15 protein-coding genes are annotated in these 19096 nt (G+C 40.3%); 13 read left to right on the forward strand and 2 right to left on the reverse strand.

Annotated elements, in window-relative coordinates:
• The 4 genes from ACY3FQ_RS06365 (at position 1) to ACY3FQ_RS06380 (ending at position 2832) form a co-directional block, all read left to right on the forward strand.
• Complete coding sequence (locus ACY3FQ_RS06365; RefSeq protein ID WP_279043101.1) at positions 1-1299, forward strand: ABC1 kinase family protein; 1299 nt, start codon at positions 1-3, stop codon at positions 1297-1299.
• A 145-nt stretch (positions 1300-1444) separates the two neighbouring features.
• Positions 1445-1825, forward strand: coding sequence for a dihydroneopterin aldolase (gene folB, locus ACY3FQ_RS06370; RefSeq protein WP_010327015.1), 381 nt, complete (start codon positions 1445-1447; stop codon positions 1823-1825).
• Positions 1782-2225: a 2-amino-4-hydroxy-6-hydroxymethyldihydropteridine diphosphokinase gene (locus ACY3FQ_RS06375; protein WP_279043103.1), complete on the forward strand. Its 444-nt coding sequence runs from the start codon at positions 1782-1784 to the stop codon at positions 2223-2225. The genes folB and ACY3FQ_RS06375 overlap by 44 nt, the downstream gene beginning before the upstream one ends.
• Positions 2226-2394: 169 nt before the next feature.
• Positions 2395-2832: a hypothetical protein gene (locus ACY3FQ_RS06380; RefSeq protein ID WP_489774393.1), complete on the forward strand. Its 438-nt coding sequence runs from the start codon at positions 2395-2397 to the stop codon at positions 2830-2832.
• Positions 2833-2902: 70 nt separating this feature from the next.
• On the opposite strand, the gene coq7 is transcribed toward ACY3FQ_RS06380, so the two are convergent.
• Together coq7 and ACY3FQ_RS06390 are read right to left on the reverse strand one after the other, a co-directional pair.
• Complete coding sequence (coq7, locus tag ACY3FQ_RS06385) at positions 2903-3538, reverse strand: 2-polyprenyl-3-methyl-6-methoxy-1,4-benzoquinone monooxygenase (protein ID WP_004696505.1); 636 nt, start codon at positions 3536-3538, stop codon at positions 2903-2905.
• Positions 3539-3542: 4 nt separating this feature from the next.
• On the reverse strand, positions 3543-4862 hold the full coding sequence (locus ACY3FQ_RS06390; RefSeq protein WP_279043106.1) for an MFS transporter: 1320 nt from the start codon (positions 4860-4862) through the stop codon (positions 3543-3545).
• 176 nt (positions 4863-5038) lie between these two features.
• Between ACY3FQ_RS06390 and ACY3FQ_RS06395 the strand changes: the two genes are divergently transcribed.
• From ACY3FQ_RS06395 to ACY3FQ_RS06435, 9 genes are all read left to right on the forward strand, one after another.
• Positions 5039-7792: a BamA/TamA family outer membrane protein gene (locus ACY3FQ_RS06395; protein ID WP_279043108.1), complete on the forward strand. Its 2754-nt coding sequence runs from the start codon at positions 5039-5041 to the stop codon at positions 7790-7792.
• A 25-nt stretch (positions 7793-7817) separates the two neighbouring features.
• Positions 7818-12335: a translocation/assembly module TamB domain-containing protein gene (locus ACY3FQ_RS06400; protein WP_279043110.1), complete on the forward strand. Its 4518-nt coding sequence runs from the start codon at positions 7818-7820 to the stop codon at positions 12333-12335.
• A 208-nt stretch (positions 12336-12543) separates the two neighbouring features.
• Positions 12544-12747: a hypothetical protein gene (locus ACY3FQ_RS06405; RefSeq protein WP_004696512.1), complete on the forward strand. Its 204-nt coding sequence runs from the start codon at positions 12544-12546 to the stop codon at positions 12745-12747.
• A 144-nt stretch (positions 12748-12891) separates the two neighbouring features.
• Positions 12892-13326 carry an I78 family peptidase inhibitor gene (locus ACY3FQ_RS06410; protein WP_125273285.1) on the forward strand — a complete coding sequence of 145 codons (435 nt, stop codon included), beginning with the start codon at positions 12892-12894 and terminating at the stop codon, positions 13324-13326.
• Positions 13327-13434: 108 nt separating this feature from the next.
• Complete coding sequence (locus tag ACY3FQ_RS06415; RefSeq protein ID WP_201703034.1) at positions 13435-13794, forward strand: hypothetical protein; 360 nt, start codon at positions 13435-13437, stop codon at positions 13792-13794.
• A 121-nt stretch (positions 13795-13915) separates the two neighbouring features.
• Positions 13916-14185, forward strand: coding sequence for a hypothetical protein (locus ACY3FQ_RS06420; protein WP_004696516.1), 270 nt, complete (start codon positions 13916-13918; stop codon positions 14183-14185).
• 294 nt (positions 14186-14479) lie between these two features.
• The gene (locus ACY3FQ_RS06425; protein WP_279043115.1) at positions 14480-17119 is read left to right on the forward strand and encodes a bifunctional aconitate hydratase 2/2-methylisocitrate dehydratase; all 2640 of its coding nucleotides are present in this window, start codon (positions 14480-14482) and stop codon (positions 17117-17119) included.
• A 72-nt stretch (positions 17120-17191) separates the two neighbouring features.
• Positions 17192-18451 (forward strand): PDDEXK-like family protein, encoded by a 1260-nt coding sequence (locus ACY3FQ_RS06430; RefSeq protein ID WP_086207635.1) that lies wholly within the window; start codon positions 17192-17194, stop codon positions 18449-18451.
• 396 nt (positions 18452-18847) lie between these two features.
• Positions 18848-19066 (forward strand): hypothetical protein, encoded by a 219-nt coding sequence (locus tag ACY3FQ_RS06435; protein WP_201703038.1) that lies wholly within the window; start codon positions 18848-18850, stop codon positions 19064-19066.
• The last annotated feature ends 30 nt before the right edge of the window (positions 19067-19096 follow it).

A 19096-nucleotide genomic window follows, 5' to 3' on the forward strand; every position in this document is an offset into this window, starting at 1 on the left:
ATGAAAAACAATATCTTTTTAGATGGACTGCGTTCTGTTGCCCGTGTTGGGGAAACAGCAGTCATTGCAGCACGTGCGGGTATTAAGTACGCCACTGAAAAACCAAGTAATGCCAAACTGATGCGTGAAACCTTTGAGTCTCTGGGTTCAACCTATATCAAGTTGGGTCAGTTTATTGCGAGTACACCTTCACTTTTTCCACGTGAATATGTTGAAGAGTTTCAAGGCTGTTTAGACCAAACCCCATCTTTACCATTTAGTTATGTACAAGGGGTTTTAGCGTCTGAGTTTGAAGGTCGAAACCTGTCTGAGATTTTTGCATCGATTGATGAAACGCCGTTAGCTTCAGCGTCTATTGCGCAAGTTCATGCCGCGAAGCTGGTGACGGGTGAAGATGTAGTGATTAAAGTACAAAAGCCAGGTGTAGAAACCATTCTCTATACCGACTTAAATGTTCTGCACTGGGCTACCAAGGTTTTAGAAAAAGCAGTGCCTAAAGTCAAATTTGCATCTCTTGCAGACATTGTAGAAGAAATCAAAACCCGCATGGTTCGAGAAGTCGATTTTATTGAAGAAGCCAGTAATCTGGATGACTTTGTGAACTATCTCAATATCACGCAAAACCATAAGGCGATGGCACCTAAGGTCTATCACCAATATTCGACTCGCCGTGTACTCACCATGCAGCGTCTTTACGGTGTGCCATTAACCGATTTCAATGTGGTGAAACAGCGCTGTAAAGATCCATCCCAAGTCCTGATTACCGCCATGAATACATGGTTTGGTAGTTTGATGATGTGTAATAGCTTCCATGCTGACTTACATGCTGGAAACCTAATGTTGCTTGATGATGGTCGTGTGGGTTTTATTGACTTTGGAATTGTGGGGCAGTTGAAACCTGAAGTGTGGACAGCTTGTATCGCCTTTATGGATGCCTTACAAAAAACGGATTATGTACTCATGGCGGAAAACATGCTGAAAATGGGCATGACCGCGGTACAGATTGATACACAAGTTTTGGCTGCCGATCTTGAGCGTTTATTCAGTGGTGTGTTATTGGCAGATCCGCAAGAATTGCTGAGTTCAAACCCAGCAGATTTGAATGACATCATGATGGATATGGTCGTAGTGGGCGAGCGTCACGGTATTCGCTTCCCGCGTGATTTTGCATTGTTATTTAAACAGATGCTGTATTTCGATCGTTTCATGCGCATCCTTGCACCGTATACCGACATCTATGCTGACCAGCGTTTGCAAATGGTGCAAACTATGGATCCAAATGTGTTGTTAAAAAACTAAGTTCTTTTGAAGCACACTCACCAAAAAATCCCTTTCAGTCCTTCTTTTAAAAGAGGGACTGAAAAATGCTTTCCTGTTTAGGGGATGAAAAACATAGTTTCGTAAGTCAGGGATTAAAATGTCAAAATCTGTTAAAGGTAATAATGTGGACGCAATTATCATTGAAGGCTTAAAGGTTGAAACAGTGGTTGGCTGCTTTAACTGGGAACGTCAGATTATTCAGCCTTTAATGTTGGATATGATTATTCAAACAGATTTGGAACAAGCTTCAAACTCAGATGACTTAGACCATACCTTAAATTATGCTGAAATTTGTGAAATTGCAGCAAAGGTCATTCAGGATGCTAAGCCTGAACTGATTGAACATGCGGCAAAATTGGTCATCAACGCACTTTTTTCTACCTTTCATGCGATTGAATCGATTAATATTACCATCCGTAAGCCTGCCATTATCGCGCAAGCAAATTCTGTAGGAATTCGTCTTGAACGCCACCGAAACGATTTTCGCCCTAGCTCTGGCGAGTAATAATAATCCAAAGCAACATTTTTTATATGCCTCTGAGCAACTTGCTAAAATTGGGCAACTGCAATTTTCGAACATTTATTTAATTCCATGCCGTGATGGAGTTGGGGCAGATTATTGGAATGCAGCCTGTTTGCTTAAATCATCTTTGTCTGTTGGCGATATTTCGGTATTGCTGAAAAATATGGAAGCAGCATCTGGGCGTGTCCGTCCATCACATCAGATTTCACTGGATGTCGATTTGATTGCATGGGGTGAAAACTTAGAACATATGCAGTTCAATCCCAAAAAATTGCCTTTGGCGCTAGACGTTAAAATTCCAATGTTCGATGTGTGGAAGGATGCTGCATTTCAGCATCCGAAGCATGCATTTCCAACAGTGAGCTGCTTGGAAGCCAAGTAACATATCGAAGTGTGATTGGCACTTGAACTGGCTTAACATACTTATAAAATATAATTCGTAGCGAGCTATTTTCATGAAAATACAAATTTTGAGTGCTCTTTCTTTAGCAGTGTTTCTAGCGGCCTGTCATTCAACCCCGTCCAAAATGACAACGACAACTACAACTGCTATGGATACAACGAGTGTATCTCAAACGACTGAAAAACAAGGGCTAAAACTAGCTGTACAGGCCTATACCCAAGATCAATCAGATTATCAAACTCGCTTATATGACTTAAACCAAGATGGTATCGATGACGCCGTGGTGCTATTAAGTGGGATGGAATGGTGTGGTTCAGGTGGCTGTACGTTGTTGGTCTTTAAAGGTCTTGAAAATGGAAGTTTTCAACCGCATAGCAAAATGACTGTGTCATCTACACCGATTTATGCCTTAAGTACCCAAACCCAAGGTTGGCGTGACTTGTCGGTTTATACGCGTGGTTTAGGCCAAGTCATACTGAAGTACAATGGGAAAAGCTATCCATCCAATCCATCCTTAGCGTCAAAATATACGGCGAATTTAAAGCAAGTAGGTAATACTTTATTACTGCCGATCGTTGTGGAATAACTCAGCATTAAGTCAATAAAAAAGCAGTGGCATAACCACTGCTTTTTTATTGGGTTCAAACCATTGTGGTTTAAATAAAATAACTGGTCTTGGTCATGAGTTTTGAAATAGCTGTCATGGTGATTTTGACAGGAATCGGTAAATCGACACCGCCAGCATTCAGTGCTGTATCACGATGGTGTAATTCATCTTCATTCATTTGCACAAGAATATTACGTGAACGGTCATCTTGAGCAGGGAGTTGGCTGATGTGATGTTGTAAGTGCAGGCTCACTTGGCGTTCAGTTTCTGCAACAAAACCTAAGCTATATTTATCGCCTGCAATGCCTGCGATTGCACCCATACCAAAGGATAAACCGTACCAAATAGGATTAAGCAGACTGGTATGGCTGTCTAGCTCTTTTAAGCGGTCTTCACACCATGCAAGATGGTCTTGTTCTTCAATTGCAGCTTGTTCCATTTCGCGGCGTACATTTGGCAGTTTTGCCGTTAAAGCTTGCCCATGATAAAGCGCTTGCGCACACACTTCGCCACTATGGTTGACCCGCATTAAACCTGCAACATGACGTGCTTCACTCACTGCGAGTTGGGTTTCTACCGCCTTGCCTGGGTTTTCACGTTGAGCAGACGTCGTGCCCGGAACTAAGCTACGCAGGGCTTGATCAAAAGAATTGATAAATTTATCGATGCCAGTGTAATGACGCATAACTTTAGTCCTCTAACTCAGGTTGTACAGTTTTTAGCATGGGTTTGAGTCGATATAACAACCACAGCGTAAAGCCCGCACTCAGTACAGCAGTAATGCTGAAAAGTATTTTAATATCAATCTTCAAAACACTTAAAATGATAATCGAAAATACAGCAGAAGACACCATAAACACCGCGTTTAATATGTTGTTTGCTGCAACAACACGTGCACGATGTGAACGTGGTGAATAGGCTTGCATCATGGCGTATAGCGGCACAATATAAAAACCGCCACTGATACCGAGCAAGGTCACCGCAAGCATGACATGGTAGTAAATTGCACCGTGGTTAAACATATCCGCGACATTCATCATCACGCCTGTACGTTCAGGTACAAAAGCCAGACTCAAAGCCAAGTAAAAAGCGAATAGGGTGAGCCCAACCGCACCGATAGGCACCATTTTAATATTCACTTCAGAGCCACCGATTCTACGACACAGCAGTGAGCCGACTCCAATCCCGACAGAAAAGAACGTGAGTAAAAGACTGACGACATTTTCTGATGCATGTAAGTTTTGTTGAGTCAACTGTGGAATTTGGGTGAGATAAGTTGCACCGTAAAACCAATACCATGAATTCCCCAGTAAAATCATAAAGATGAGGGGGAGGCTTTTGGCATATTTGAGTGTTTGAAAACTGGTTCTAAAGAAATTCCAATCAATTTTTAAGTCGGGTGAGCTGACTTGCTGTTTTAAGATAAATCGACTGGAGAGATAACCCAAAACGGCAATGATGACGACAGTCAGGCTGATCCAAATAAGATTGCCCTGAGAAACCGAAATGACTGCGCCACCCAAAATCATCCCGATTAAAATAGCAATGGATGTGCCCGACTGAAATAGTGCATTACCTGACATGAGTTCATTTGGCTTGAGAATCTCAGGTAAAATGGCGTATTTAATGGGGCCAAAGAAGGTGGAGTGTGTGCCCATCATAAATAGAGCCAAGAGCAGTAGCCATAAATTGCCTAATAAGAAACCCGCGGAACCGATGAGCATAATGACAATTTCTAGAACTTTGATGCCACGAATAAGTTGTGAACGCTCAAATTTATCGGCAATTTGTCCTGCGGTTGCAGAAAATATGAAGTAAGGCAAAATAAATAACAACGCGGCTAAATTATTTAAGGTACTGACATCCGCAGCTTGTTGGTTAATCCATCCATAAGTAATGACTAAAAGCAAAGCTTGTTTATAGACATTGTCGTTTAAAGCACCAAAAAATTGGGTAATAAACATGGGAAGAAAACGACGGGTACTTAATAGATGTTCATTGTTTTTCATGCTTTTTGCACTGCATTAAGTTTTATTAAGAAATGTGACTAATTGCTCAAACGTTCAATAAAATCATGTAAGATATTTAAAACCTGAAACTGGTTAAAATAATCAATAGATTTCAGTTCTTTTGTGACAATTCATTAGAGCAAATCCATAACGATTAAATAAATTTAGAGTTTTATATGCTTGCCAAAACACAATTTAAAAAGTCGACTCTTTCATTGAGTATGAATTCTTTCATACCGTGGCATCATAACAATAAATATTTGTGTCTGAGTATCTTTTTAACGCTTTTGTCACAAGCTACTTTGGCTGAAACGCCCGTTGCGATTGAACCAAGTAATGCACAAGTCGAGCCACAAACTTCTACGCAACTCACTGAAGACATTAAAAAAGAAGCGATTCGCCAAGGTATGGGCAGTGCGGACGAATTAAAAAAAGTTGAAAATTCTGTAGTTCAGCCCACGGTTCCAGACAGTATGCAAATGTTGCAACAGCAACAGACGGCTTTAAAAAATTTACCTGAATTTGCACCGATTGAGTTTGATGATCTTGAGGACTTGCCAACTGTACAAGTTGAACAAGGCATGGCCAATGATATTTATCAGGTGGCTGAGCAAGCGAAAGCAGAAGCTCAAGCTTACCGAAGTGGTCAAACGACAGAGTTGGTGGTGAGTGATGCAACTCAGCAGGAAATGGCGGAAATTAATCAAGCTCCAGTCAATGTTGATCAACTGATGCAAAGCATTCAAGCAGATAGTAAAATTTCAGTAGAAGCCAACACGGAAGGCAATACTTTAGATTTTGGCATGAGTGCTGAAGAGCAAATTGCCAAAGAACCTAATTTCTTTAAACGCATGCTTTATAAAATTCGACCACCAAGAGAATTAGATACTGCAAAGGTGCCGCGGATCAGTGCGGATGTCGAAATCATCAATGCGAAATATGAAGGTGAAATATCCGATAAAGCGTATCAGGCCGCTTTGGTTAATTTAAAAGAAAATATTAAAGGCAAAGTTTCTAGCTTTACCGAAGAGTCTTTTGAAGACTTTCCTTCGGCATTGCCACAGTTGCGTTCACTTTCCAACCAAGCCGCACAAGCTGTCGGTTTTTATAATGCTGAGTTTAAGTTTGAAAAAACCAGCAGTAACCGTGTGCGCATTCAAGTGGTACCGAATACCCCTGTGCGGATTGAAGAACAAAACATCGAGTTTAGTGGTGCAGGTCAGTACTTACCGCAGTTCCAAGTGATTAAAGTCTTACCTGAACAAGACGTTGGTGATGTATTGCACCACGGCTTATACGAGTCGACGAAAGCACGAATTAATGAAGCGGCTAGCAATAACGGTTTCTTTGATAGTTACTGGCGCTTACATGATGTGAAAGTTGAACAGCCGCAAAATACCGCAGACATTAACTTACGTTATGAAACAGGTGAACGCTATAAACTCGGCGGTGTTGAGTTTGTGATGAGCGACCCAAGTAAACCACTGCCTATTGATTTAGATGTTTTACAAAGTTTAGTGACTTGGGAGCCTGGGGCGGATTATACTTTTTGGCGTGTTAATGGTTTGGCTAATAATTTGACCAACTCACGTTACTTTAACTACAGCTTGGTAGATGCTGTTCGACCTGATCCTGTAGAAAGGGTTCGTGAGTTACCCCCTGATTTACAGCAGTTGGTCGATGACCAACAACTTTCTCGTCAGGATGTTCTGGTTCAAGAAAAACAGGAAGTTGTTTCAAGCCGTGAAGTGACGCAGTCTGTGGTAAGTGAAGCACAGTTTGCTGGTGTCAATGATGCCGAGCAAAATCAAGCACAATTAGAGCTTCGCAGCGCACAAGAAACCAAAAAAAGTGAAGAAGAACGTTTAAAACTTGAAGCTCGAGAAACAAAAGTGATCCCTGTCAAAGTCACTTTAAACGCGGACCAGTTAAATAGTGTAGAAGTCGGTGCTGGTTATGGTAGTGACTCAGGTGCACGCTTACGTACACAGTATCGCCGTGCGATTGTGAATCAACGTGGTCACTCTTTTGATGCCAACTTAGAACTTTCAGAAATTCGACAGGCTATTGATGGTCGCTATAATATTCCCTATAAGCATCCACTAAATGATTATATCAGTCTCGTAGGTGGCTATGAGCGTGAAGAACGAGATGACATCGGACAAGGCGTAAACTTACTCACGGAGTCTGCTGTTGCCGGGGCTGATCGTGTTATTAAAAACCCAATGGGAAATTGGCAACATACTTATGGTGTACGTTACCGTTTAGATCGATTGACGCAAAAGGGTTCAGCGAATGTAGATGATTTGCCGGATGCATTTATTGCAAATAATGACCCTGAGCAAGAGTCGCTTTTATTGGGTTATGAAATTTCTAGAATCGATAGCGATAAACGTGTAAACCCAAGTAAGGGAATTAAACAAACTTATAAAATTGAACTTGGAAGCGAAAGCCTACTTTCAGATGCAGATATGGCTATTGTAAATGCGGGTTGGCGTTTTATCTATTCCATGGGTGAAAATGATAATCACCAGTTTGTTGGGCGTGGTGATCTCGGTTATATCTTTACCTCAGACTTTAATAAAGTCCCTTATAACTTACGTTATTTCACGGGTGGAGACCAAGGCATTCGTGGTTTTGACTACAAAAGTTTGTCACCTGTGGTCGATGGTTTTAAAGTGGGTGGTCAGGCCTTGGCTGTCGGCTCCATGGAATACAATTACCAGTTTAAAGAAGGCTGGCGTGCAGCAGTATTCAGCGATTTTGGCAATGCTTATGATACAGATTTTAGCAATGACACCGAATACAGTGTTGGTCTTGGTGTGCGCTGGGCATCACCGATAGGCCCCATTCGGATTGATGTAGCTTCAGGTATTTCTGATGATAGCCATCCGATACGTGTGCATTTCTTTATTGGCTCATTATTATAATATTTAACACTTTTTTGGGAAGACTATGGCTGAAGTAGAACAGCAGCAAGAACCAACACCACCTACGCCGCTTGCCAAACAGCGACGTATTCTTAGAAGTGTCCTTTTGACGCTGTTGTTGACGCTCATCTTCTTGGTGATATCGCTTGCGGTCATGTTTTCTACAGATAAAGGCAGTAAGTTTTTACTCGACCAAGTTTTGCAACGTCAGCAGATTATCCAATATGAGTATGAAGGCGGTAATCTGTGGAAAGGCATTATCCTTAAAAATGTGGTGGTTACCTTAAAGCCTGTCGATGTCAAAATTGACCGTGCTGACGTGAGTTTGGGGTGGCGCGCCATCTTAGATAAAGAGATTCACCTACGTGAAGCCGATGTGCGCAATTTGCGCATCATTACCAAAGGTGAACCGAGTGATGAACCCTTTAAGTTCAGCGAAATTAAATTACCCTTTGTTTTACGTTTAGATACAGCAGATGTTGATCATTTAAATATCCGGACTGCATCCGATGCCCAAGTAGATTTTTATGATGTGCATTTAAATAATGCCCTCTGGTCGGGGACGGAACTTGAGTTTGAAGACTCTCGCATGGACATGGGCTATTTAGCAGTTCGTAATGCAACTGGGAAAATGAAATTCTCAGGGAAATATCCGCTTGAAGCGACCGCAATTGCAAACTTACCAGCACTGCGTGATAGTTTAAATGTGCATGATATTGCTGTACACGCAACGGGGACACTGGACACTATCCAAGCGGGTTTTGCAACGCGGACACCTGAACTGTTGACGGGTTGGGCCATTTTGCACCCTGTACGTAAGCATGTACCGATGCAAGGTCAGCTCAAATTTAATCATTACAACTTACCGCTGTTGACCGATTACAAACTCTATGCTGAAAAAGGCGTTGCTAAATTTTCAGGTGATATCGAACGTTTAAATATCGACTTAAATACAGATCTGAGTGGTAAAGACATTCCTAAAGGTCAATATACCGCTTTGATGCATACCGATTTGGTTCATCAACTTGACATTGATAACTTAAATGCTCAGTTGATGAAAGGCTCGGTCAATCTGGGTGGTGTGGTGAGTTGGAAAGATCATGTCACTTGGGATGTACAAGGTCGTTTAGATAAAATCAATCCTAAAGACGATGTACTGCCACAAGTGGTTTCTGACTTTCTACCGCCAAGTTTGGATGCAAAAATTGCATCACAAGGCACGCTTGAAAAAGGTTTACACTTAACCGCAGATCTAGACTTTGATCGTTATGAAGCATGGCATCTCAAACTAGACCAAAACCCAGAGAAAAATAACAAAGTTCAGCCAATGTTGATGGATGTCTCTTGGAAAAATATTGACCGCGCCGTGCCTTATATCGGCTGGTTAAGTAGTGCTTCAGGGGATGTAAAACTGGCGTTGGTTGAAGGTCAGCAAGATATTCATGTTGCCACTGTTGTGAGTCAACACGAAAAAGCGACGTTACCTGCGGGTAATTACCTCGCGCAGTTAAATTTTAAAAATAATAATTTAAATGTGCCGAGTTTTAGTTATGTAGCAGGTAAGGGAAGCTTAAGTGGTAATGCTGTGGTTGAGCTGCCAGATGAGAAACGTCAACTGAAGTGGAAAGCTGCTTTAAACGCGAAAGATTTTAACCCGCAAATGGTGGCAGAGGCTTCACCAGTTAATTTATTAAATGGAAAGCTACAAGCAAGTGGTTATGCCAAACCGAATCAACAGATCATTCAGCTACAAGGCATTGATCTGACTGGAAAGTTGGTGGGTAATAATGAAACGGTTCACTTAACTGGTCAGTCAACTGCGGCACTCCTGTTTAATGATGAAAAAGCGGGTGGTGCTTTCAAAGGCTATGCAGTGAACTACGATGGTGCTTTAAAAGCCAGTCAGTTTGAAGCCAGTCAGGGCACATTAAACCTAAAACTTTCAGGAACGCCTGAATTTATTAAAGTGACTGAGCTGAAACACAATGGTGTGGCAGGTCAAATTAATGCCAGCGGTTTGGTGCATTTTATTCACGGCATCACTTGGGATGTGAATGCAGCATTCATTCGTTTTAAACCGCAATATTTTGCATCTAGTGTTAAAGGCGAATTGTCTGGTGTAGTGAAAACCAAAGGCACATGGTCGGATGCTTTAAAACGCATTAACATTGAAAGCTTAAACCTAGCGGGTACACTGAACAATAAGCCAGTCCGTGGTACAGGTAATTTAGCTTTGGTGCTCAACTCCAGTGAAAAGGGCTTTTTACCGCAACAGTTTGAAGCGAATAATCTACTGTTGGCGTATGCTAAAAACCAAGTGCAAGCGACGGGTAATGCACAAAATCTAAGACTGAATATTAATGCGCCTGCACTGTATGAAATTTATGCGGGCTTACGTGGTCGTGCCTACGGCTATTTAAATATCCAATCTCAACCACGTTTAAGGGCTACGGCAAACTTAGCAGTGGATAATTTTGGCTTTAAAGATCTGATTGATATGCGTAAATTACGCATTGTCGGGCAATTACCGACATCGGAAACAACACCGTCATTATTGACTGCAAAAATGGAAAGTTTAAGAAGTGGTAATCGTGAAATTCAACAAGGTGAAATTTCACTGGCAGGTATTCGCAAAGCTCATTTATTAAAAGTTTCTGCACAAAACGAAAAGTCGAAATTTTATGTGCAATTGGCAGGTGGTTTTAATGCGCAAAATGATTGGTTAGGCCAGATCCAAAAAGGTGATTTTGACTCTTTGCGCGCACGTTTGGTACAGCGCCAAAGTGCAGCCGTGGTCTATAACAGTGCCAAAGCAGATTTGCTGATTGGCGCGCATTGTTGGATGAGTCAACAAAGTCAGTTGTGTTTTGACCAGCCGATTCGTGTCAGTAAAACGCGTGGCAATATTTCATTCTTGACTCAAAACCTTGACCTAAACGACTTTGCTGCCTTTATGCCTGAAGGGTTAGCAATTACAGGTAAGTTAAATGGTCATGCTAAAGCGGTTTGGGCACAAGGATCTAAACCAAAAATTGATGCGCGCTTAGTCACCCGTGATGGTGTGATTGGTCTAGCTGCCGATGACCCACAAGATATGGGTTCAACCTTAAAATACGAACAAGTGGCTTTGGTTGCCAAAAGCATCGCAGAAGGATTACAAATCCGTTTGGATGTCAAAACACCTGAAATTGGTATGGGCTATGCCAATGTGGTTATTGATCCGTATCGGGACAATATGCCTATGCGCGGTGAAATTGCATTTGATCAGATACAACTCAAAGTCTTTAAACCTTTCATTGCTGATGTGCGTTCGATGGGCGGAACACTTTCGTATGCAGGTAAAATTAATGGAACGCTAAAAGCACCACTACTTACAGGCGATGTCCGTCTGAAAGATGGTTCAATTAGTATGATCTCACTTCCAGTCAATTTGACCAATATTCAGCTGTATTCCGCTATACGCCAAGACCAAGCCACCATCAATGGTGCTTTTAACAGTGGTCGTGGCGTGGGTACACTTACGGGGACGGTAGATTGGAAGAATGATCCACGCATTCAGCTTCAGTTGAATGGAGAAAATTTACTGATTCGCCAAGCGCCATTAATTACCGCGCTAGTGACACCGAAAATCACACTGGATGTTTTGCCGTTGAGTAGGAAGTTGACCTTAAACGGTGAAATTCAAGTTCCTCGTGCGCTTATTTCGATGCCTGAAGCATCTGTACCTGTGGTGAATGTATCGTCTGATGTACGCGTAGTCAGAGAAGGCCAAAACCAATTGGCGATTTTAAATAGCGCCAAACCTTGGGACATTCGTGCCGATCTGATGGTCGGACTAGGTAATCAAGTTGTCTTCCAAGGGTTTAATAGTCGTATTCCATTGTTAGGTCGTTTATATCTATCGCAGCGCGGTGCTGAAACCGCAATGCGTGCCAATGGTGCAATTGGGGTAAGTCAGAAAGTTAAAATTGAAGCCTATGGGCAGAGTTTGGACTTAAACCGTGCCATTGCGCGTTTTAACGGTGTGTTGAGCAATCCAACACTGGATGTCGATGCAAATAAAAATGTACAAGGCAGCACGGTGGGTTTCCGTGTGACGGGTACGGCAACATCACCCAATATTCAAGTCTATAACGATGCAGGGCTTTCCGAGCAAGAAGCTTTGAATGCATTAATTACAGGCCGCATTAATGAAGGTACAACTGGTTTAAGTCAAACGGAAGGCTTTAAGTCAGATGTCAATAACACCATTGCTGCCGCAGGGATTAGTTTAGGTTTAGGCGGGACACGCGCCTTTACTAACCAAATTGGACGTACTTTTGGTTTAAGCGGTTTAGCGCTGGATGCGCAAGGCACAGGGGATGACACACAAGTCAGCCTGACGGGTTATATTACACCTGACTTATATATTCGTTATGGCGTGGGTGTCTTTACACCAGTCAATAAATTGACTCTGCGTTATCAAATGAACAAACGTATGTACTTAGAGGCGAGTCAGTCATTAGAGCGTGCAATCGACGTCTTCTATAATTGGAAGTTCTAAAGCTGCTCTTCTGCCAAATAAAGCCTACATCATGTAGGCTTTATTTTTAGCTGCTCATTTAAGTTTAATACGACATTTGATAAAACTCTTTATTTGATAGATGAAGAAAACCTATGAATAACAGACACTAGATACTTAAAATCAATTAAACCATAATGAAAGTAGGTGTATAGTAAATGGACTTGCTAAATTTAGAGTGATGATCCTTATGCCGATCAATTTTGTAATACGCTTTGCAGTGATTTTATTTTCAGTTTTAATTTTAGTGGCGCTTGCTATCCAGTTTTTCTTTGATCCGCACTATACCGTGGTCTTTTGGATCTTTGCTATGCCGTTCATTTTAGGTACTCCAATTCTAGCATCTGTAGTTTTAGCGAAAAATGAAGAGCTTGATATTCACTCAGTCAATTAAAATTGACCTGAAAATCTAGCTTTTCAAAATAAAAAGTCCGTCAAGTGATGGGCTTTTTTATGCAATCTTAAATTTTGCAAAACTCGCACAGTTTTTTAAAAATATATTTGCTATGTTGATCTTTTATTTAAAGAAATATTTTTTATGAAAAAAATCTTAATGCTTGGATTAATGGTTGCTGCTATTTCGGGTTGTAGTACTGCGCAAAAGAATGAAACTGAAAAGCCAACTTTAGGTATGGCTAATCCTGCCAGTACATACTGTGTTGAACAGGGTGGTAAATTAGAGATTCGAAAAGAGGCCAATGGTGAAGTAGGCTATTGCCATTTGCCGAATGGTCAAATCATTGAAGAATGGGCGCTTTTCCGTGCTAGTCAAAGCAAATGTGTTGCTGAGCAAGCGACAGCTTTGATTGGTCAGTCAAATTTAACTGAAGCACAGATTAAGCAAAAAACCAGTGCGAAGATGGTACGCTTAGTACAACCAGGGCAGCCTGTGACTATGGATTATCGCGAAGACCGTGTGACAGTAACAGTCGATCCGAAAACCAATAAAGTAGTTCAAGCAAGCTGCGGTTAATTTTTCTAAGTATAAAAGCTCAAATTTGGGCTTTTATACTATTTAAAGTGGGTAATGGTTCTTCATTTGAAAAAGTTTGATTATGATAGGGCGAATAGGAGGGTTGTAATGAAAAAGTTATTCGCTTTGGCTGCTGTGATTGCACTGGTGGGTTGTGCTGAAAAAAAACCGTTAACACCAGAAGAGCAATGGCATGGCTATTGTAAAAGTATTGGTAATGCAGCACGTTCAATTATGTTAGACCGTCAAAATGCCATTGAAAAAGATAAAGCGATTGAGCATGCCAATAAAGTTGAAGACGAAATGACTAAGGCATTTGCGTTAGAAATTATTGAAGATGTTTATGCTTTACCTGAGGCTGAAATTAAGTCCGATATTGAAGGTGCGCGTGAAAAAGTTCGTGTGAAATATACTGAAAAATGTATCGCAACACCGCATACCGAAATGCCAGATTACAAACCGTTCTAAGGAACGGTTTTTTTATTTTTTGGATGGAACTTTTTGTGACAAAACTCTAAATCATATATATAGCAAAGCATATAAAAATAAAGAATAATGAACATAGAATAAAAAACGAGAGGAGCAGAAAATGGAAGTTGTTGGCTATTTAAATCACGCAGATTTACTCTTGGAAGATGAAAATGGTGTGGCCGTAATTGGCGGTGGTCATTATGTTCTCAGCTTGGGTGACCATGTATACTTCAAACACGCACTTGACCATGAACCTACACGAATTTCAGTACAAATTTCTTTTGCAAGCTCTGCACATCAAAATTTACATGAGGATGAAATTCAGATGAAATTTGAAGGCTGTCGTGAAAGTTTCAAACAATATATTCAAGCCACAACAGTACACTAAGGTTGAATATTTATATTGCGTAAAAAGAGGCAACATAGGTTGCCTTTTTTGTTTTTAAATGGCAGTTCAAAGTTAATGTGAAATAATTCCAAACAATCTGACTATATTGCTGTTTTTATGTGCAATTGATATGAACATCATTTAGTTAGAAAATAATGGGCATCACGAAGAAACACTTGAAGCGCATTAACTTTTAACTGGAATTTTAGTAAAATTAAGCAGTCCATATTATTTGCGTAGCTTTATTTAAAGCAGGAATACGTAAATAATTTTTTAAAAAAGAGGAATAACACCGTGCTAGAAGCTTACCGCCAACACGTTGCAGAACGTGCCGCACTCGGAGTCCCACCGAAGCCACTTGATGATGCTCAAACAGCTGCATTAGTTGAATTATTAAAAAACCCACCAGCTGGCGAAGAAGCATTTTTAGTTGATTTACTAGAAAACCGTGTTCCAGCGGGTGTTGACCAAGCTGCATATGTTAAAGCTGCATTTTTAGCTGCTTTGGCTAAAGGCGAGGCGACTTCTCCATTAGTTTCTAAAGAACGTTCGGTTTACTTACTAGGCACTATGCTTGGTGGTTATAACGTTGCTCCTTTAGTTGCTCTTCTTGACGATGCTGCACTTGCTGAATTAGCAGCTGAAGCACTTAAGAAAACGCTTCTAGTATTTGATGCGTTCCATGACGTTGCAGATAAAGCAAAAGCGGGTAACGCGAATGCACAAGCGGTTATGCAGTCTTGGGCTGACGCTGAATGGTTCACGACTCGTAAAGACGTTCCGACTGAAATCAAACTGACTGTTTTCAAAGTAACTGGCGAAACTAACACTGACGACTTGTCACCTGCACAAGACGCATGGAGCCGTCCAGACATTCCATTGCACGCAAATGCGATGTTGAAAAACGTACGTGACGGTATTAACCCAGAAGTTCCTGGTGAAGTTGGTCCATTAAACCAAATCAAAGACTTGATCGCGAAAGGCAACCAAGTTGCTTACGTAGGTGACGTTGTTGGTACTGGTTCAAGCCGTAAATCAGCAACTAACTCTGTACTTTGGTTCTTCGGTGACGAAATTGCTCACATCCCGAACAAAAAAGACGGTGGTTACTGCTTAGGTTCTAAAATCGCTCCGATTTTCTTCAACACAATGGAAGATGCTGGCGCGTTGCCAATCGAAATTGATGTTGCAAACATGAACATGGGCGATGAAATCGTTCTTAACATTGATCATGCTGCTGCAAAAGTAACTGCAACTAAAGACGGCGCAGTCATTGCTGAAGCTGAACTTAAAACTCCAGTGCTTCTAGACGAAGTACGTGCGGGTGGTCGTATCAACTTAATCGTTGGTCGTGGTTTAACAACTAAAGCGCGTGAAGCTTTAGGTCTTGCTCCATCTACTTTATTCCGTACTCCAGTTCAACCTGCTGCTACTGGCAAAGGTTTCACTCAAGCACAGAAAATGGTTGGTCGCGCATGTGGTCTTCCTGAAGGTCAAGGCGTACTTCCAGGTACTTACTGTGAACCTAAGATGACGACTGTTGGTTCGCAAGATACCACTGGTCCAATGACTCGTGACGAATTGAAAGACTTAGCTTGCCTAGGCTTCTCTGCTGACCTAGTTATGCAATCTTTCTGTCACACTGCTGCGTATCCAAAACCAGTTGACGTTCAAATGCAACACTCGCTTCCTGATTTCATCATGAACCGTGGCGGTGTATCTCTACGTCCAGGTGACGGTATTATTCACTCTTGGTTAAACCGTATGCTTCTTCCAGATACAGTTGGTACTGGTGGTGACTCACATACGCGTTTCCCAATTGGTATTTCTTTCCCAGCGGGTTCTGGTCTTGTAGCATTCGCTGCTGCGACTGGTGTTATGCCACTGGATATGCCTGAATCTGTACTTGTTAAGTTCAAAGGTAAAATGCAACCTGGTATCACACTACGTGACCTTGTACATGCAATTCCTTACGTTGCGATTCAGCAAGGTGACTTAACTGTAGAGAAGAAAGGTAAGAAAAACATCTTCTCTGGTCGTATCCTTGAGATCGACTTAACAGAAATGGAAACTGACCTCACTGTTGAGCAAGCATTCGAACTTTCTGATGCATCTGCTGAACGTTCTGCTGCGGGTTGTTCTATCACGCTTTCTGAAGAGAAAGTTGCTGAATACCTGAAATCAAACATCACCATGTTGAAGTGGATGATCTCTGAAGGTTATGGCGATGCGCGTACGATGGCTCGTCGTGTAGAGAACATGGAAAAATGGTTAGCGAATCCATCACTTCTTAAAGCTGATGCTGACGCTGAATACACGAAAGTGTATGAAATTGACCTTGCGACAATTACTGAACCAGTTCTTTGCTGCCCGAATGACCCAGATGATGCGAAATTGCTTTCTGACGTTCAAGGCGTGAAAATTGACGAAGTATTCGTTGGTTCATGTATGACAAACATCGGTCACTTCCGCGCAACTGGTAAGTTGTTAGAGAAAGTTCCTGGTGGCGTACTTTCAACTCGTTTGTGGATTGCTCCACCTACGCGTATGGACGAGCGTCAATTGATGGAAGAAGGTTTCTATAATACTTATGGTAAAGCTGGCGCACGTACTGAAATGCCAGGTTGTTCATTGTGTATGGGTAACCAAGCACGTGTAGCGCCGAACACTACTTGTGTATCGACTTCTACGCGTAACTTCCCGAACCGTTTAGGTCAAGGTGCGAACGTTTACTTAGCGTCTGCTGAACTTGCTTCTGTTGCTGCTGTACTTGGTAAATTACCAACTCCAGAAGAATACCAACAGTATGCAGCTCAGATTGATAGCATGTCTGCTGACATCTACCAATACTTAAGCTTCGACAAGATGACAGACTATACTAAACCTGCATCTGAGATTGATACGAAGAAAATTGCTGCTGCTCAGTTGACTTAATTCTTTGTTAATTAAGCAATAAGCGGTATAAGATAAGGGCTGAGTAATCAGCCCTTATTTTTTGAGTATAAAATGCAAGAATATATAAGAAAATTAATATCCCAAACGATAGCGTTAATTGAAAAAAATAAAAGTCATGGAAATGAGTTTAATTTACTAAAAATATCAGGTATGGGGAGTAGTGAGGTTTTTACTCATACTCCAATTTTAAAGGAGTTATTAGATCCACGCGGTTCACATGGCCAAGGAAATTTATTTTTAAAAAGTTTTATTGATTCTTTTTGTTCTGAATTTATAGTTGACGAGTTCGTTCAAATAAAAAAAGAGCAACGTGTTGGCGATAAAAAGAAAAGTTATGGTCAAATTGATTTAATTATTTCAAATAAAACACAAATTTTAATTATTGAAAATAAAATTTATGCCGAAGATCAAGTTAAGCAATTGAATAGATATTATGAATATTGTGAAAGTACCAAGAAGCAACAATTTATGATTTATTTAACATTGGACGGCAAAGAGCCAAGTCAATTTTCATTAGGAAATATAAAAAATGTAGATGGAAAATATTTCTTGAATGATGGTGAAAATCAACAAAATATATATTTGAAATGCTTGAGTTACCAAACAGATATTATTTTTTGGTTGAAAAACATTCAATCTGCAATTGGTAAAGCATCGAATCTTGTAGCTGCAATTCAGCAGTATATCAACTTGTTGAAAATGCTAACAGGTGAATTAATCACAGGAAAGAAGGAATTACAAAAAATGCTTATTGATGTTCAACTAAATGAACTAGAGGCTATCAAGAAAATTTCGGATGAATATAGCAGCAGTGAATATAGAGGAAAATTACTTTATAATTTATTTGAATATATAAAAAATGTGTTTGTGCAAACGGGCGAATTTTTGGACTCAAATACAGATGATTTTTTAAATATTCAATATAATATTAGAAATTGTCAAAAATGGTTTGACCAACTTAGTAGTAAAAATTTATCACAAAATAGAGATGTAATCGGTTGTGTTTTACAAAGTAAAATTAATCCAAATATTACATTTCTATTTGTTGCTGCTACAGATTATTTCCACTATGGTATTGTTTTAAAAGAAAATAAAAACTTATCTCTTGATCAGATTCAACAACTTTTTCCAACGTGGGCAGTGAGAGATACTTGGAAAAAAATACCAAATTCTTGGATTAGTCATTCTATTGGGAATTTACGTGGATTTTCAGGTGATGCTTTTAAACTACTTACGATTAGAAATAATATTTTCTTAGATGATTTTATTAATGACCGCCTAAAAGAATTAGATTTAATTATTAAAAAATGAAAATCAGCATCTTTTGGCAATGCCAAAACTAGATCGTAGGTATTGCCCATAATTGTAAATTATCAGACTAAGATTTATTTGGGCAGATTGGTAGTGCTTATGTGCATGTCAACTCTTGGGAAGTGCTTAAAAACCAAATAGCTGAATTGCAGAATATAGAAAATGGAGAAATTTCACGAGGTCGTGTGATTTATAATAGCCTAAGCAGTGATATGGCATCTATATGGATGCTAAACTTCTTAAAAAAGCATAGCTAAAAAATTGCTGAATTTTTAGAACTTAATTTTGATGAAGCAGCTTGGAAAAAAGATCAGCATTATCGAACCTAAGCTTTACAGCATATTCAGGTCATTGTTAAATCATTACAAATTTAGTAATTTAAAAGTTGATGTATTAATGGCTAAACAATCTCGATTTCTCTGTATTGGTGGTTTCCTCAATGGAACGCAAGTCAAAGACCAAGGCGGTAGCTTCGTCTGTGTCGAAAACTCTAAAAACGTGACTTATCGAAAAATGGAAATTTTCCATCAAGATGCTTGGGATCATGACTACTATGTTTGTGAAACCACTAGTGATAAAGAAGCGAAAAATTGGGTCTATGACATCGAAAATTAATTTTGTTTATTAATTTCTTAAATTTTAGAC

Source organism: Acinetobacter sp. AB03 (assembly GCF_058107045.1).

Coding starts and splice junctions, on each gene's coding strand:
- coq7 (WP_004696505.1), bottom strand. CDS start 3,538: ATGCGTCATTACACTGGCATCGATAAATTTATCAATTCTTTTGATCAA.
- ACY3FQ_RS06400 (WP_279043110.1), top strand. CDS start 7,818: ATGGCTGAAGTAGAACAGCAGCAAGAACCAACACCACCTACGCCGCTT.
- ACY3FQ_RS06410 (WP_125273285.1), top strand. CDS start 12,892: ATGAAAAAAATCTTAATGCTTGGATTAATGGTTGCTGCTATTTCGGGT.
- ACY3FQ_RS06420 (WP_004696516.1), top strand. CDS start 13,916: ATGGAAGTTGTTGGCTATTTAAATCACGCAGATTTACTCTTGGAAGAT.
- ACY3FQ_RS06430 (WP_086207635.1), top strand. CDS start 17,192: ATGCAAGAATATATAAGAAAATTAATATCCCAAACGATAGCGTTAATT.
- ACY3FQ_RS06405 (WP_004696512.1), top strand. CDS start 12,544: ATGCCGATCAATTTTGTAATACGCTTTGCAGTGATTTTATTTTCAGTT.
- ACY3FQ_RS06390 (WP_279043106.1), bottom strand. CDS start 4,862: ATGAAAAACAATGAACATCTATTAAGTACCCGTCGTTTTCTTCCCATG.
- ACY3FQ_RS06435 (WP_201703038.1), top strand. CDS start 18,848: ATGGCTAAACAATCTCGATTTCTCTGTATTGGTGGTTTCCTCAATGGA.
- ACY3FQ_RS06395 (WP_279043108.1), top strand. CDS start 5,039: ATGCTTGCCAAAACACAATTTAAAAAGTCGACTCTTTCATTGAGTATG.
- ACY3FQ_RS06380 (WP_489774393.1), top strand. CDS start 2,395: ATGGATACAACGAGTGTATCTCAAACGACTGAAAAACAAGGGCTAAAA.
- ACY3FQ_RS06365 (WP_279043101.1), top strand. CDS start 1: ATGAAAAACAATATCTTTTTAGATGGACTGCGTTCTGTTGCCCGTGTT.
- ACY3FQ_RS06415 (WP_201703034.1), top strand. CDS start 13,435: ATGAAAAAGTTATTCGCTTTGGCTGCTGTGATTGCACTGGTGGGTTGT.